Genomic DNA, 14,080 nt, shown 5'->3' on the forward strand with positions numbered 1-14,080 from the left:
GCACCCCGCGGGCACCCCCTGAAGGGCCGCTGAAATCGGCCGCGGACGACGTATTCGATGCGCCTGCGAAACCGTGTAGGGGTGCCCGTCCCGACTGGGGTGCCCGCGCCGGGACTGGGGTACTGGGGACCGGGGCCCGTTGCTAGCGTTGGGCGGGCGGTGACCGGGAATGACCGCACCGGAAAACCGCCGCCACTTCCCATCGACGGATTATGCCCAGGGAAAGGGATGAGCCGTGCAATACGAGATCATGGGGTCGTTGCGGGTCGTCGACGAGAAGGGGAAATACGCCATCCGGGCCCGGAAGGTCTCGACCCTGCTCACCGTGCTGCTGGTCCGCGCCGACCAGGTCGTGTCGATCGACCAGCTGATGACCGAGATCTGGGGGGACGAGCCGCCGCGCCGGGCGATCGCCGGGCTGCACGTCTACGTCTCCCAGGTGCGCAAGTTCCTCGACCGCCCGGGACGCCCCGAGAGCCCGGTCGTCACCCGCCCGCCGGGCTACCTGCTCCACCTCGGCGGGGACGAGCTCGACGTCCAGACCTTCGAGCGGCTGGTCGCCCGCGGACGCGAGCACGCCCGCCACGGCCTGCACGAACGCGCGGCGGCCGAGTTCGAGCAGGCCCTGGCGCTGTCCTGCGAGCCGCTCTGGGACGAGGTCTGCAAGGGGCCCATCCTGGAGGGCTTCCAGACCTGGCTCCAGGAGACCCGCCTCGAATGCGTCGAGATGCTCATGGAGTCGCGGCTGGCGCTCGGCCGCCACCGCGAACTCGTGAGCGACCTCTACCAGCTCACCACCGAACACCCCTTGCGGGAGGCGCTGCACCGGCAGCTCATGCTCGCGCTCTACCGGTGCGGACGGCGCGGCGACGCCCTCGCCGCCTACCAGGCCGCACGCCGGACGCTACGCAGGGAACTCGGCCTCGAACCCTGCCCCGCCCTCCAGCAGCTGCAACGGTCCATCCTCACCACCGACCACCGCCTGGACCTCGCCATACCCGCCTGAGTCCCCATCTGAGTCCCCGCCTGAGAGCCCCCGCCCGAGCCTCCCCGCTCCCGACCGATCTCCCACCCCGGAACCCCGGGCCGGGCCGATGACCGCCGGCCCGCCCGCCCTCACCCCGGTAGCCCAATTGGCAGATAGGCAGCGGACTTAAAATCCGCGATGTGTGGGTTCAAGTCCCACCCGGGGTACCGAACGAACGTTCCCCCACCCACCCTCCCTGCTCCGCACGAATTACCCGAACACCGCATATTTCACCTTTCACCGAGCGCTCAGCGAATTCTCGTGCGATCGGCGTCGTCTTCCTCACACGTCCGGCCGTCATGCCATAGCGTCCGCATGCCAGGGTAGGACCGGCCGGGAGCCCCGAACCCGGGGGCCGCCCGCCGCGGCGAGTGGAGCGCGAGATGACGACCGACAGAATTGATTTCACTTCCCTTTCCGACGAAGGCGTGACCTGGACGCTCCTCGGCACCCTCTACCTGCGGGCGTGGGAGAGCCGCCGGCCGAACCCCATCCTCGGCGACCACTACGCCGCCGAGGCCGTCGACCGCATCGACTACGACTTCGCCAAGCTCAGACGCCGCGTCCTGCCCGGCGCCAACCAGTACCTCGTCGCCCTGCGGGCCAAGCAGCTCGACGACTGGTGCGCCGCCTTCCTCACCCGCCACCCCGACGCCACCGTCCTGCAGCTCGGCTGCGGCCTCGACAGCCGGATGCTCCGGCTCGACCCGCGCGGCGAGCGGAACTGGTTCGACCTCGACGTCCCGGGCGTGATCGACCTGCGCCGGCGGCTCTACCCCGAGCGCGGCCGGTACCGGATGATCCCCGCCTCGGTCACCGACGACGCCTGGCTCCCCAAGGTCCCCGCCGACCGGCCCGTCCTGATCGTCGCCGAGGGCCTGTTCCCCTACCTGACCGAGGCCGAGGTCGGGCGCCTGCTGCACCGGCTCACCGACCGCTTCGCCACCGGCGAGCTGCTCTTCGACGGCCTCGCCCCCTGGGCCGTCCGCATGAACGGGCTCTTCAGGTGGCCGGTGCGCGACGGGCACCAGATCGAGCGGATGAACCCCGCCCTCACCCTCGCCGGAGAGGTCCCCATCACCGCGCACGGCGACCTGATCCCCGCCCGCCCCGTCCGGCTCGTCTACAAGCTCATGCACGCCGTCCCGGCACTGCGGAACTCGCTCGTCGACTACCGCTTCACGTTCTGACACGGCACATTCGGAACGTCCGGATTGTGGCAGCATCGGCGCCATGCAGCTCCAGCGCCGGATCCCGCTCCACTTCTCGCAGGCCAGCCGCGAGGCGGCCACGCACACCAACCTGTCGGCCGTCCGCCGCGACGGCCCCTGCCTGTGGGTCGCGGGCGACGAGACCGCCACGATCGAGCGGCTCACCGCCGTCGCCGGCGACGACGGCCGCGTCACCGCCTACGGCGCCGAACGCTCCGTGCGGCTCGCCGACCTGGTCGACCTGCCCGCCGGACCGGACGACGAGGCCGACATCGAGGGCCTCTCCCGCGCGGACGGCTGGCTCTGGGCGATCGGCTCGCACAGCCTCAAGCGCAAGAAGCCCAAGCCCGGCCAGTCCCCCGCCAAGGCGCGCAAGCGGCTGGCGAGCGTCGTGCGCGAGGAGAACCGCTACATCCTCGCGCGCCTGCCCCTGGTGACCGGCGACGACGGGCTCCCCGAGGTCGTCCGCACGGACGGCGACCGCACCGCCGCCGTGCTCGGCGGACGCGAGGCCTCCCTCGCCGACCTGCTCGCGGACGACCCGCACCTGGCGCCGTTCCTGTCCATCCCCAGCAAGGACAACGGCCTGGACGTCGAGGGCGTGGCCGTCGTGGACGACCGCGTCTTCGTCGGCCTGCGCGGACCGGTGCTGCGCGGCTGGGCCGTCCTGGTCGAGATCTCCCCCGAGCCGCACCCCCGCGACCCGGCCCGCCTGCGCGCCCGCCCGCTGGACGGCGGCGACGGCCCCCGCCACCGCACGCACTTCCTGGACCTCGGCGGCCTCGGCGTCCGCGACCTGTGCCCGCACGGCGACGACCTGCTGATCCTGACCGGGCCGAGCATGGATCTGGACGGGCCCGTCCGGCTGGTCCGCTGGCCCGGCGCACGCCGCGCCGCACCGTCCGGCCTGGTGACCGCCGACGAGCTGCGGCCTGTCGGCGACCTCCCCTACGGCGACGGCGACAACCACGCCGAGGGCGTCGCGGTGCTGTCGGACACCGAGTTGCTCGTCGTCTACGACAGCCCGGCCCCCGACCGCCTCACGCTGGACGGCGCCGTTCTCGCCGACGTCATGAGGTTCTCCGTCTGACTAGCGGGGGAAGCGTCCCAGCCGCGCGCCTTTACTAAGTAGATCAATGATTTGGGCCTTGACGGACCGTGACCGCGATGATTGCCTGCGTGGCGTTAGGAAACCTTCCTAACTTCCAGCGGAAGGGGTGACGCGTGCTCCGGCGAATCGGACGGGGAACGGTGGCGGGCGCGGCGGTCTGCATAGGGGCCTGCACGGCGGTCGCGGGACTGGCGGCATGCGCGGGACGGGCGTCGGACGCCCGTCCCGTCTCGGCGGACGCGGCCGACGCAGTGAGCGCGGGCAAGTCGGCGAGTGGCCCGGCGCGGCCCTTCGGGGCGCACGCCTTCGAGTACGCGGCCGGGACGATCCGTCCGTCCGGCTCGAAGGCGGCCGTCGACAAGGCGGTGCTCGCGGTCTACCAGCAGTGGAAGAAGAGCTTCGTCCAGAACAGGTGCGGCAACGGCTGGTACCAGGTCCACTCCCCCGACGCCGACCACCCCTATGTCGCCGAGGCCCAGGGCTACGGCATGGTGATCACCGCGCTGATGGCGGGCGCGGACGCCGACGCCAAGAAGATCTTCGACGGGCTCGTCAAGTACGTGCTGGCGCATCCCTCGGCGAACAACCGCGACCTCCTCGCCGCCGAGCAGGATGCGAACTGCAAGAGCGTGGACGGCTCGGACTCGGCGACCGACGGCGACATGGACGTCGCCTACGGCCTCCTGCTCGCCGACCGCCAGTGGGGCAGTTCGGGCGCCTACGACTACAAGCAGCTCGCCGTGAAGCACATCAACGCCATCAAGAAGAGCGAGACCAACCCGGCGACGCACCTGCTGCTGCTCGGCGACTGGAGCGATGCGAGCGAGTCGCACTACTGGACGAGCCGGTCCTCGGACTGGATGCCCGACCACTTCCGGGCGTTCCGGAAGGCGACGGGCGACGCGTCCTGGGACACGATCCGCGCCGCCCACCAGAAGGTCGTCGCCGACCTCCAGAACAGGTACGCGAGCAGGACGGGGCTGCTGCCCGACTTCGTGGTGGACACGAAGACCGCCCCCAAGCCCGCGAGCGGCGAGGTGCTGGAGGGCCCGCACGACGGCGACTACAGCTGGAACGCCTGCCGGGACCCCTGGCGCCTCGGCACCGACGCCCTGACCAGCGGCGACGCCGCGTCCCTCGCCTCGGCGCGGAAGCTGAACTCCTGGATCAGGACGGCGACCGGGGACGACCCGGAGAAGGTCTACACCGGCTACAAGCTGTCCGGGTCGGCGTTCGACAAGGGCCACGACATGGCGTTCACCGCGCCGTTCGCGGTCGCCGCGGCCACCGACCCCGGGTCCCGGGCGTGGCTCGACGCGCTGTGGAAGAAGCTCGCCGGCACGCCGGTGGACCCCGGGCTCTACTACGGCGCGAGCGTCCAGCTCCAGTCGATGATCGTGGTGTCGGGCAACTACTGGACGCCCTGACTCCCCCGCCCCGCGACCTCCCCACAATAAGCGCTTACTTTCGTCATCTGCCAGGATGGACCGGAGACGAACCGGTCCGACGAAGGCGGGACGAAGCATGATCGATTGGTCCGACGAGGACGTGATGATCCGCGACGCGGTGCGGAACTGGGTCGAGGAGAAGGCGCGTCCCCACATGGACGCGCTGGACGCCGGCGACCTGCCGCCCTACGACCTGATCCGCGACCTGTTCCGGACGTTCGGCATGGACGAGATGGCGCGCTCCTCCTTCCACGCCCGGCTGGACAAGGAGGAGCGCGCCGCCGCGCGGAGCGCCGCGTCCGGCGGTGAACCGGCCGCGGCCGAGGCGGCGGCCGAGGCGGTCGCCGACGACGACACGGCGTCCGAGGTCGGTGGCGGGGGCGCCAACGCGTCGCTGAGCATCCTGCCGATCGTCGAGCTGTGCAAGGTGTCGCCGGGCCTGGTCACCGCGATGGGCGTCAGCCTCGGCCTCGCCGCCGGGACGATCATGAAGCGCGGCAGCGCCGAGCAGAAGCGGCGCTGGGGCCTGGACCTGCTCACCATGGACAAGGTCGGCGCGTGGGCGATCACCGAGCCGAACTCCGGCTCGGACGCGTTCGGCGGGATGCAGGCCACCGCCCGGCGCGACGGCGACGAGTACGTCATCAACGGCTCCAAGACGTTCATCACCAACGGCCCCTACGCCGACACGATCGTCTTCTACTGCAAGCTCGACGACGGCCGGGACCCGCGCGACCGCGAGATCCTGACCTTCGTCCTCGACCGGGGCATGCCGGGCCTGGAGCAGAGCAAGCCGCTGCGCAAGATGGGCCTGCACTCCTCCCCCACCGGCGAGCTGTTCCTGAACGACGTGCGCGCGGGCGCGGACCGGCTGCTGACCGGCGGCGGCGCCGGGGCGCAGAGCGGCAGGGAGTCGGCCAGGCAGAACTTCGTCACCGAGCGCGCGGGCGTCGCGGCGATGGCGCTCGGCGTCATCGAGGAGTGCCTGCGGCTGTCGGTGGACTACGCCAAGAAGCGCGAGCTGTGGGGGAAGCCGATCGGCGACTTCCAGCTGATCCAGCTCAAGCTGGCGAAGATGGAGGTGGCGCGGCTCAACGTGCAGAACCTGGTGTTCCGGCACGTGGAGATGCAGCGCGCGGGCCGCACGCCGACGCTCGCCGAGGCGTCGGCGATGAAGCTCTATGCCGCGCAGGCCGCCGCCGAGGTCACCCAGGAGGCGGTGCAGCTGTTCGGCGGCAACGGCTACATGAGCGAGTACCGCGTCGAGCAGCTCGCGCGCGACGCCAAGTCCTTCCAGATCTACGCGGGGACGGACGAGATCCAGGTGACGCACATCGCCCGGGACCTGCTGTCCCGCTGACCTCCGGCGGTCAGGGGCCGAGGCCGCGGACGACGTCGAGGAAGTTCCCGGTGAGGGGCCGCAGCCGTCCCGGATGCCACACCGCCCCGATCCGCCACTCGGCCGCCGGATGGACGATCGGCTTCAGCTCGACCGGCGGCGGCGCGATGTCGGCGGCGCTCGCCGGGACGAACGCGACGCCCGCCCCGGCGGCCACCAGGGCCAGGACGGTCTGGAGGTCGGTGGTCTCCTGCGCCGGGGTCGGCGCCGCGCCGAGCGCCGAGCACAGGCGCTCGATCTGCTGGTACAGCCCCGGCCCGCGCGACCGGACGAGCCCGACGAGATCCCGCCCCGCGATCCACTCGGCCAGCAGGCCCGGATCGTCGGGCGGGACGCCGGGCGGGGTGTGGTCGCGGGTGAAGGCGATCGCGAGCCGGTCGGTGCGCAGGACGTGCCGCCCCCAGCGCGCGTCCACCGGCAGCCGGACGAACCCGACGTCGAGCTCGCCCCGATCGAGCCGTTCGAGCTGCTGGAGCGAGGGCAGGTCGTCGAGCGTGACGTCCACGCCCGGGTGCAGGCGGCGGAAGGCGGCCACCGCGCGCGGGGCGAGCTGGAGGCTGGACAGGCCGAACCCGACCGCCAGCCGCCCGGTGTGACCGGCGGCGAGCCGGACCATCCGGCGATGCAGGGCGTCGGCGCGTTCGACCAGGTCCTGCGCCTCGGGCAGGAGCGCCGCGCCGAGTTCGGTGAGGGCCGCGCCGTGCCGGCCCCGGTCGAACAGCCGGCCGCCGAGCCGCCGCTCCAGCGTCTGGATCTGCTTGGTGAGGGTCGGCTGGGTCACCGCCAGGGCGCGGGCGGCCCGCCCGTAGTGGCGGTGACCGGCGACCGCGAGGAACGCCCGGAGCAACCCCAGTTCCATTCGTTCACTCTATCTTTCTCCTCACAACATTGATTGGACGCATCGAACCGCGCCGGGCTTCACTGGGTCCGCGACGGCGCCCGCCGGGGCACCGACCAGCAGGGAGAGACCTCAGGTGAGCCAGAACCAGCCGGACCAGAACCAGCCGGACCACAACCAGCCGGACCAGAAGCAGCCGGACCGCGAGCTGCGGTGCGCCGGCGTCCAGTTCGAGCCGAGGCCGGACGACAAGGCCCACAACCTGGGCCGGATCGAGCACTTCGCGCGCCGCGCCGCCGCCGACGGGGTGCAGGTGGTGGTGTTCCCCGAGATGTGCCTGCTGGGGTACTGGCACCTGCGCAGGCATCCGGCCGAGCGGCTGCACGCCCTCGCCGAGCCGCTCGACGGGCCGTCGGTGATGACCGTCCGCGACCTGGCGGTCGAGCAGGGGCTGGCGATCGGGGTCGGGTTCCTGGAGGCCGGCGAGCGGGGCGAGCTGTTCAACAGCTACGCCGTCTGCATGCCGGACGGGCGCGTCCACCGGCATCGCAAGCTGCACGCGTTCGAGCATCCCGCCATCTCCAGCGGACGGGACTACACGGTCTTCCAGACGCCGTGGGGCGTGCTGTTCGGCGTGCTGATCTGCTGGGACAACAACCTGGTCGAGAACGTCCGCGCCACCGCGCTGCTGGGGGCCTCGGTCCTGCTGGCCCCGCACCAGACCGGCGGGACGCGCTCGCGCAGCCCGCACGGGATGCGTCCCGTCCCGGCCGAGCTGTGGCACCGGCGGGACGCCGACCCGGCCGCGATCGAGGAGGCCTTCCGCGGCCCCGACGGGCGCGGGTGGCTGATGCGCTGGCTGCCGTCCCGCGCCCACGACAACGGGATGTTCGTCGTGTTCAGCAACGGGGTGGGGGTGGACGACGACGAGATCCGCACCGGCAACGCGATGATCCTCGACCCGTACGGCCGCGTCCTCACCGAGACGTGGGCCGCCGCCGACGCGATGGTCACCGCGGACCTGGACCTGTCGCTGCTGCCGCTGTCCACCGGTCGGCGCTGGATCCAGGGCCGCCGTCCGGAGCTGTACGGCATCCTCACCGAGAAGTTCGGCGACGAACGCGACCCGCGCAGCGCGCGGTTCACGTCCGACCCCGTGCCGCTGGTCCGCTCCCCGAACCCCGTGCCGGACTAGCCGTCCGCGAGATCGCTCATGGCGGTCGAGAGGTCGGTGAGGGCGTCGAGGATCTCGGCGAACCGGTCCGGGCCGAGCCGCGCGGCCAGCCGGTCGGCGAGGTCCTGATGGGCCGGGTCGATGCGGGCCACCGCCGCCCGTCCGGCCTCGGTCGGGACGAGCAGCTTGGCGCGCGCGTGCGCGGGGTTGGGACGGTACTCGGCGAGCCCCTTGGCGACGAGCAGGTCGGCGATCCGCTGGACGCTCTGCCGGGTGATGCCCATCGCGCGGGCGATCCCGGCGACCGGCAGCGGTTCGTAGAGGACCGCGCCGAGCACCTGCCACCAGGCCGCCGTCAGCCCGGCCGGACGGGCCATCGCCTCCGCGACGTCGAGGAACTGGCCGTTCAGCCGGAAGACCGCGAGCGCCGTCCCGGACAGCAGCTCGCCGGAGTCAGCCCTCGGCACCGGCGGCCGCCATCAGCACCGGGTACGCCGACGCGTCGGAGTGCGCGAACAGCCGGAACCAGGCGTCGAGCACCTCGGGGGTGTAGAGGCCGAGCTCTGCGAAGATCTCGCGCGCGAAGGCCGTCTGCGCGCTCGTCCCGGCGGTGATGACGCCGCCGCCGTTGACCGCGTCGGCCTCGACGTAGCGCCCGCCGCCCGCGTAGCCGGACGCGGCCAGGTACTCGGCGGCGCTGCTGGTGTGGTCGCGGTCGTCCAGCAGCCCGGCGGCGGCGAGCCCGAACGTCGCGCCGCAGATGGCCGCGACGGGCGTCCCCGCCGCGACGAACCGGCGCGCGGCCTCGGCGAACGCGCTGTTGCCGCCCGCGTCCCAGGTGGCGGCGCCGGGGAGGATCAGCATGGCCGAGTCGGCGGGGTCGAGCTCGTCCAGCGCGATGTCGGGCAGCACGCGCATGCCGCCCATCGTGGTGACGGGTTCGCGGGTGGCGCCGACGGTCACCACCGCGTACTCGTTCGGCGCCGCCCGGAAGTGCCCGTTGGCGATGTGCGCGATCGCGTGCCCGGCCTCCCAGTCGGCGAGGGTGTCGTAGACGGCCAGGTGCACGTTCTTCGTTCCGTTGCTCATGACAGTATTCTGTCATATTGACAGCATGTTGTCGAGCGTGGAGAGAGACGAGATGGCGCGGCTCCGGGTCAACGCCTCCCTAACATGCCGCTTACCTGGCGTTTTAGTGCGATGTGACCGCTGCTGTCCACGTTCGGACGGACTACTGGGGAGATGGGAGAAGCGTCTTGTGCGCTCCGTGACCGCGCCCGCAGCATGGGCGGTCGGGTGATCACCTCGCCCTCCGACCGATCCGCTCCAAAGGAGGAGCATGAGAAGAGCACAGCGCCCGGTCGCCGCCTCGGCGGCGGCGACCCTCCTCGGCGCGTCCCTGTTCGCCGCGGCTCCCGCCCGCGCCGACGCGCCGCCTCCCCCGCACCGGACGAAGGTGCTCCTGGCGGCCCTCGCGAACATGCGGGCGAACTACGCCCGGTTCGCGCACGACACGCCGGGACCGCAGGACGTCTTCGACTACCGCGTCGATCAGCTGTGGAAGCGCGGCATCGACGGCACCGGGACGTCCATCGGCCTCCTCGAAGGCTGGGAGGACCCGAACATCGGCAAGGTCGTCCACGACTTCGACGCGAAGTACGGCCTGCCCGACCCGCAGATCAAGACCGTCTACCCGGCCGGGAGGCTGCCCGCGCAGTGCCCGCCCGGCATGGTGAAGCTCGGCAGCTACGGCTCCTGCGACGCCTGGCAGGGCGAACTGGAGCTGGACGTGCTCGCCGCGCACCTCATGGCGCCGTACGCGCGGATCGTCATCTCGGCGACGCCCGCCGACACCGAGATCGAGGACGACGACGCCAGCCAGGTCGCGATGCCGGAGATCATCAAGGCGGCCGGATATCTGAGCGGCCACCACCTCGCCGACGTCATGTCGGTCAGCGACGGCAACGGCGAGAGCAGCTACAGCCACGGCGTCCGGGAGATCCGGGCGCAGGACCCGGGCGAGCTGCGGGCGGCGGCGGCCGGCGTGCCGCTCCTCGGCGCGACCGGCGACTGCGGCGTGGTGCAGAACCTGCCGGTCGCCGCCGCGCAGTGCGGGAACACCTCCACCACGCCCGACTCGGCGACCTGGGACGACTCGCCCTGGGTCACCGCCGTCGGCGGCTCGGTGCCGAACATGGACGCGACCGGGAGGAAGGCCGGACCCGACCCGGTCTGGAACGTCAAGGGCTACACCGAGGGCGCGGGCTTCTCCAAGGTCTACAAGCGTCCCGCCTTCCAGGACGCGGTCGCGTCGGCCACCAGGAGCCCGATGCGGTGGATCCCCGACCTCACCATGGACGGCCAGCACGGCACCTCCGAGTCGGCCCCGACGCTCGCGGGCGTGCTCGCCCTGGCCACCCAGCTCAACCACGGTCCGCTCGGCCCGATCAACCCGGCGCTGTACGCGCTCGGGCGGAGCGGCGCGAAGGCCGGGATCGCCGACGTCGTCACGGGCGACAACACCCTGCACGCCAAGAACGGCACGGTGATCCCCGGGTTCAGCGCCGCGCCGGGCTTCGACCGCGCCAGCGGCTGGGGCACCCTCGACGCGGCGACGTTCGTCCCGAGTCTCGTCCGGCGCGTCCGCCAGGGCGCGGAGACCCGCGACGCGCGACGCCAGGCGCGGCGCGAGCTGACGGCGCTGGAGCGGGCGGTCCGCTTCACCCGCCACGGGACCAAGGTCACGCTCACCGCGACCGGGTTCCTTCCCGGGCACCCGGTCGCCCTCACGATCGACCGTCGCGCGGCGGGCAGGCTCACCGCTGACGGCAACGGCGACGTCACCACGACGATCGACGCGGGCAGGCTCCGCCCGGGCCGGCACTCGGTGGACCTGACGAGCATGCTCATCACGGTCAGCGGACGCTTCTGACGCACGAGGCACGGGGCGTCCGCCGCACCGCGCGCCCCACCGCCTCCCCCGGCCCGCCGCCTTCCGTCTTCTCAGCCCCGCACCTGCCGCTCAGCCCTGCCACCTGCCGCCTCCCCTCTCGGCGGTGGGCGCCGGCGGGGCTTTTCGCTTGGTGCGGGACGAAAGCCGGGCAACGAATCGGTGTCGGGGGGTTGACGGGTTCGGTAGGAGTCCTTACTTTCATGGCCACGTTAGGAAAGTTTCCTAACTCAGAGAGGGCCGGGGCAATGTCCGTTCCGTCCGACGCGTCCGCACCCACGCCGGGGACTCCGAGCCTGCTGCGCGCCATCAACGACCGCGCGGCGCTGGAGGCGCTCATGGCGCACGGCTCGCTCACCCGTCCCGAGCTCTCCCGGCTCACCGGGATCTCCAAGCCGACCGCGTCGCAGCTGCTCGCCCGGCTGGAGGAGACCGGCCTGGTCATGCGGGACGGCGTGCGCGAGGGCGCCCCCGGCCGCACCGCCGAGCTGTACCGGATCGTCCCGTCCGCCGCGCACGTCGTCGGGCTGGACGTCACGCCCCGCCGGATCGTCGCCGCCGTCGCCGACCTCACCGGCGCGGTCGTCGGCGAGCACGTGCTGGCGACGCCCGGCCGCGCGAACGTGGACGCCGCCGCCCGCGCCGCCGCCGCCGTGGACGGCGCCGCCGAGGCGGCGGGCCTCACCCGCGACCGGCTGAACCGGGTCGTCGTCGGCATCCCCGGCGCGGTGAACCCCGCGACCGGGCGCGTCGGCTACGCCGCGCACCTGCCCGGCTGGCACGTCCCCGGCATCACCGGGCACCTGGCCGCCGGGCTCGGCCTGCCGGTGGAGATCGAGAACGACGTGAACCTCGGCGCGCTCGCCGAGATGACGTCCGGGCAGGCCGCCGACGTCCGCGACTTCGCGCTGCTGTGGGTCGGCGACGGCGTCGGCATGGCCGTGGTCCTGGACGGCCGTCCGCACCGCGGCGCGACCGGCGGCGCCGGCGAGATCGGCTACATGCCCGCCGTCGGCGCGCCGCTGGTGCGCGGCGCGCGGCTGGCGCACACCGGCGGCGTCCAGACCCGGATCGGCAGCTCCGCCGTCCTGGCGCTGCTGCGCCGCCACGGCTTCCAGGGCCGCGACCTGCGCACCGCCCTCACCCGCGCCACCGGCGCCCTCGAAGCCGACCACCCCTCCGACCGCCGGGAGGCGGCCGCGGCGGCGCTCGGAGAGCTCGCGGAACGGCTCGCGGCGACCCTGGCGAACGTGGTCGGCATCCTCGACCCCGAGCTGATCGTGCTGACCGGCGAGGTGCCGCGCGCGGGGGGCGAGGTGCTCCGCGAGCTGGTCGAACGGGAGCTGCACAGCATGACCATCCCGCGCCCGCCGGTCCGCCTCAGCGCGATCGCGGGCAACGTCGTCCTCGCCGGGGCGCTGGAGCAGGCGCTGCGCGGTTGCCGGGAGGAGGTGTTCTTCCGCATCCGGTCCGCGGCCGGCTGACCCGCGGCCGTCCTCCCGTCCTCCCGGGCCGCGCGCCCGGGCCACTCCTCCCCCACCCCCCGGCGGCCGTCCGGCCGTCCTCCCCGAAGGAGATCAGGAGTGTTCCTCACCCCCCGGCGCGCCCGGCGCCTGTCCGCGGCGGGACTCGCCGCATCCGGGCTGCTGCTCGCCTCCGCCTGCACCGCCGGGAGCTCCGGCGGCGCCGACTCCGGCCCGAAGGCCGACGCCAGGCAGACCATCGAGGTGTGGCACGGCTGGTCGGCCGACCACGAGGTGAAGGCGTTCGACGACGCCGTCGCCGGGTTCCGCAAGCTGCACCCGAACATCACCGTCAAGCTCGTCAAGGACCAGACCGACGACCGCATCACCAACGCGATCCGCGGCGGGAACCCGCCGGACGTGGTGTCGTCGTTCTCCACCGACTCGGTCGGCTCGTGGTGCAACTCCGGCGCGTGGCAGGACCTCACGCCCTACCTCACCAAGTCCAAGGTCGACCTGAACATGTTCCCGCAGGCCGTCCGGCAGTACACCGAGTACAAGGGACGGCGCTGCGCGATGCCGCTGCTCGCCGACGCCTACGGCCTGTACTACAACAAGGCGCTGATGAAGGGGAACCAGCCCCCGAAGACGATCGGCGAGCTGACCGCCCTGGCCAAGAAGCTGACCGTCCGCGACCCGGACGGGACGATCAAGGTCGCCGGGTTCATGCCGTCCGCGCAGTACTACGAGCACCAGGTGCAGCACCTGGCGACCGAGTTCGGCGCCAAGTGGCTCACCCCGGACGGGAGGTCGAACTTCGCCGCCGACCCCGCCTTCAAGGCCTACCTCCAGTGGAACAAGAGCCTCATCGACTGGTACGGCTACGCGAACGTGAAGAAGTTCCTGAAGTCGCTCGGGCAGGAGTTCGAGACGTCCAACCCGTTCGAGCAGGGACGGGTCGCCATGGCGGTCGACGGCGAGTGGCGCACCAAGTTCCTGCAGGACGAGGCGCCCAAGGTCGACTACGGCACCGCGCCCGCGCCCGTCCCCGACGACCAGACCGCCCGCTACGGCGGCGGGTTCGTCACCGGCACCGTCATCGGGATCCCGCGCGGCGCCAAGCACCCGCAGGCCGCCTGGGAGTTCGTGAAGTACCTGACCACCGACACGCACGCGCTGGTCACCTTCGCCAACGGCCTCGGCAACGTCCCGAGCACGCTGCCCGCGCTCGCGTCGCCCGAGCTGAAGATGCCGCCGCAGTTCCAGACGTTCCTGGACGTGTTCAAGAACCCCAACAGCGCGACCACGCCGCCGACGCCCAACGGCAACGACTACGTGGTGAAGTTCCAGGCGTTCACCCAGGACCAGTGGGAGCCGGGACGGGTCCCCGACCTCGACAGGGCGCTGAAGGACCTGGACACGCGGGTGGACCAGGCGATCAAGCTGAACGGCGGCTGAG

The 14,080-nt window shown here is 72.4% G+C and carries 12 protein-coding genes and 1 tRNA gene; 10 read left to right on the forward strand and 3 right to left on the reverse strand.

Annotated elements, in window-relative coordinates; all coding sequences use genetic code 11:
• Window positions 1–235 precede the first annotated feature (235 nt).
• From ACFPCY_RS09500 to ACFPCY_RS09525, 6 genes are all read left to right on the forward strand, one after another.
• The gene (locus ACFPCY_RS09500) at window positions 236–1,006 is read left to right on the forward strand and encodes an AfsR/SARP family transcriptional regulator (RefSeq protein WP_378253399.1); all 771 of its coding nucleotides are present in this window, start codon (window positions 236–238) and stop codon (window positions 1,004–1,006) included.
• A 112-nt stretch (window positions 1,007–1,118) separates the two neighbouring features.
• Window positions 1,119–1,194 (forward strand) — tRNA-Leu (locus tag ACFPCY_RS09505).
• Between the two features lie 216 nt (window positions 1,195–1,410).
• Window positions 1,411–2,217, forward strand: coding sequence for a class I SAM-dependent methyltransferase (locus ACFPCY_RS09510; RefSeq protein ID WP_378253401.1), 807 nt, complete (start codon window positions 1,411–1,413; stop codon window positions 2,215–2,217).
• Window positions 2,218–2,260: 43 nt separating this feature from the next.
• Window positions 2,261–3,328 (forward strand): DUF3616 domain-containing protein, encoded by a 1,068-nt coding sequence (locus ACFPCY_RS09515; protein ID WP_378253402.1) that lies wholly within the window; start codon window positions 2,261–2,263, stop codon window positions 3,326–3,328.
• Between the two features lie 134 nt (window positions 3,329–3,462).
• A complete protein-coding gene (locus ACFPCY_RS09520) occupies window positions 3,463–4,776 on the forward strand; it encodes a glycosyl hydrolase family 8 (protein WP_378253403.1) in 1,314 nt (437 codons plus the stop codon).
• A gap of 97 nt (window positions 4,777–4,873) precedes the next feature.
• Window positions 4,874–6,157, forward strand: a complete 1,284-nt coding sequence (locus ACFPCY_RS09525) for an acyl-CoA dehydrogenase family protein (RefSeq protein WP_378253405.1) — start codon at window positions 4,874–4,876, stop codon at window positions 6,155–6,157.
• Between the two features lie 10 nt (window positions 6,158–6,167).
• On the opposite strand, the gene ACFPCY_RS09530 is transcribed toward ACFPCY_RS09525, so the two are convergent.
• On the reverse strand, window positions 6,168–7,055 hold the full coding sequence (locus tag ACFPCY_RS09530; RefSeq protein ID WP_378253406.1) for a LysR family transcriptional regulator: 888 nt from the start codon (window positions 7,053–7,055) through the stop codon (window positions 6,168–6,170).
• Between the two features lie 115 nt (window positions 7,056–7,170).
• Here ACFPCY_RS09530 and ACFPCY_RS09535 point away from each other — a divergent pair, with 115 nt between their 5' ends.
• Entirely contained in the window at window positions 7,171–8,229 is a 1,059-nt protein-coding gene (locus tag ACFPCY_RS09535; RefSeq protein ID WP_378253407.1) for a nitrilase family protein, read from the forward strand.
• On the opposite strand, the gene ACFPCY_RS09540 is transcribed toward ACFPCY_RS09535, so the two are convergent.
• Complete coding sequence (locus ACFPCY_RS09540; RefSeq protein ID WP_378253409.1) at window positions 8,226–8,675, reverse strand: MarR family winged helix-turn-helix transcriptional regulator; 450 nt, start codon at window positions 8,673–8,675, stop codon at window positions 8,226–8,228. The two genes, ACFPCY_RS09535 and ACFPCY_RS09540, sit on opposite strands and share 4 nt — an antisense overlap.
• Complete coding sequence (locus ACFPCY_RS09545) at window positions 8,662–9,297, reverse strand: DJ-1/PfpI family protein (RefSeq protein WP_378253411.1); 636 nt, start codon at window positions 9,295–9,297, stop codon at window positions 8,662–8,664. The genes ACFPCY_RS09540 and ACFPCY_RS09545 overlap by 14 nt, the downstream gene beginning before the upstream one ends.
• Window positions 9,298–9,547: 250 nt before the next feature.
• On the opposite strand from ACFPCY_RS09545, the gene ACFPCY_RS09550 reads away from it, so the two are divergent.
• The 3 genes from ACFPCY_RS09550 (at window position 9,548) to ACFPCY_RS09560 (ending at window position 14,079) form a co-directional block, all read left to right on the forward strand.
• A complete protein-coding gene (locus ACFPCY_RS09550) occupies window positions 9,548–11,140 on the forward strand; it encodes a S8/S53 family peptidase (protein ID WP_378253413.1) in 1,593 nt (530 codons plus the stop codon).
• A 266-nt stretch (window positions 11,141–11,406) separates the two neighbouring features.
• Window positions 11,407–12,642 (forward strand): ROK family transcriptional regulator, encoded by a 1,236-nt coding sequence (locus tag ACFPCY_RS09555; protein WP_378253415.1) that lies wholly within the window; start codon window positions 11,407–11,409, stop codon window positions 12,640–12,642.
• A 99-nt stretch (window positions 12,643–12,741) separates the two neighbouring features.
• Window positions 12,742–14,079 (forward strand): ABC transporter substrate-binding protein, encoded by a 1,338-nt coding sequence (locus tag ACFPCY_RS09560; RefSeq protein ID WP_378253417.1) that lies wholly within the window; start codon window positions 12,742–12,744, stop codon window positions 14,077–14,079.
• Window position 14,080: the final 1 nt, after the last annotated feature.

Source organism: Actinomadura gamaensis, from assembly GCF_042652125.1.
In the GTDB taxonomy this organism is placed as follows: domain Bacteria; phylum Actinomycetota; class Actinomycetes; order Streptosporangiales; family Streptosporangiaceae; genus Spirillospora; species Spirillospora gamaensis.

Excerpts from the sequence above, each read along its gene's own strand:
- ACFPCY_RS09510 (WP_378253401.1), top strand. The coding sequence starts at position 1,411 with ATGACGACCGACAGAATTGATTTCACTTCCCTTTCCGACGAAGGCGTG.
- ACFPCY_RS09515 (WP_378253402.1), top strand. The coding sequence starts at position 2,261 with ATGCAGCTCCAGCGCCGGATCCCGCTCCACTTCTCGCAGGCCAGCCGC.
- ACFPCY_RS09525 (WP_378253405.1), top strand. The coding sequence starts at position 4,874 with ATGATCGATTGGTCCGACGAGGACGTGATGATCCGCGACGCGGTGCGG.
- ACFPCY_RS09530 (WP_378253406.1), bottom strand. The coding sequence starts at position 7,055 with ATGGAACTGGGGTTGCTCCGGGCGTTCCTCGCGGTCGCCGGTCACCGC.
- ACFPCY_RS09545 (WP_378253411.1), bottom strand. The coding sequence starts at position 9,297 with ATGAGCAACGGAACGAAGAACGTGCACCTGGCCGTCTACGACACCCTC.
- ACFPCY_RS09550 (WP_378253413.1), top strand. The coding sequence starts at position 9,548 with ATGAGAAGAGCACAGCGCCCGGTCGCCGCCTCGGCGGCGGCGACCCTC.
- ACFPCY_RS09555 (WP_378253415.1), top strand. The coding sequence starts at position 11,407 with ATGTCCGTTCCGTCCGACGCGTCCGCACCCACGCCGGGGACTCCGAGC.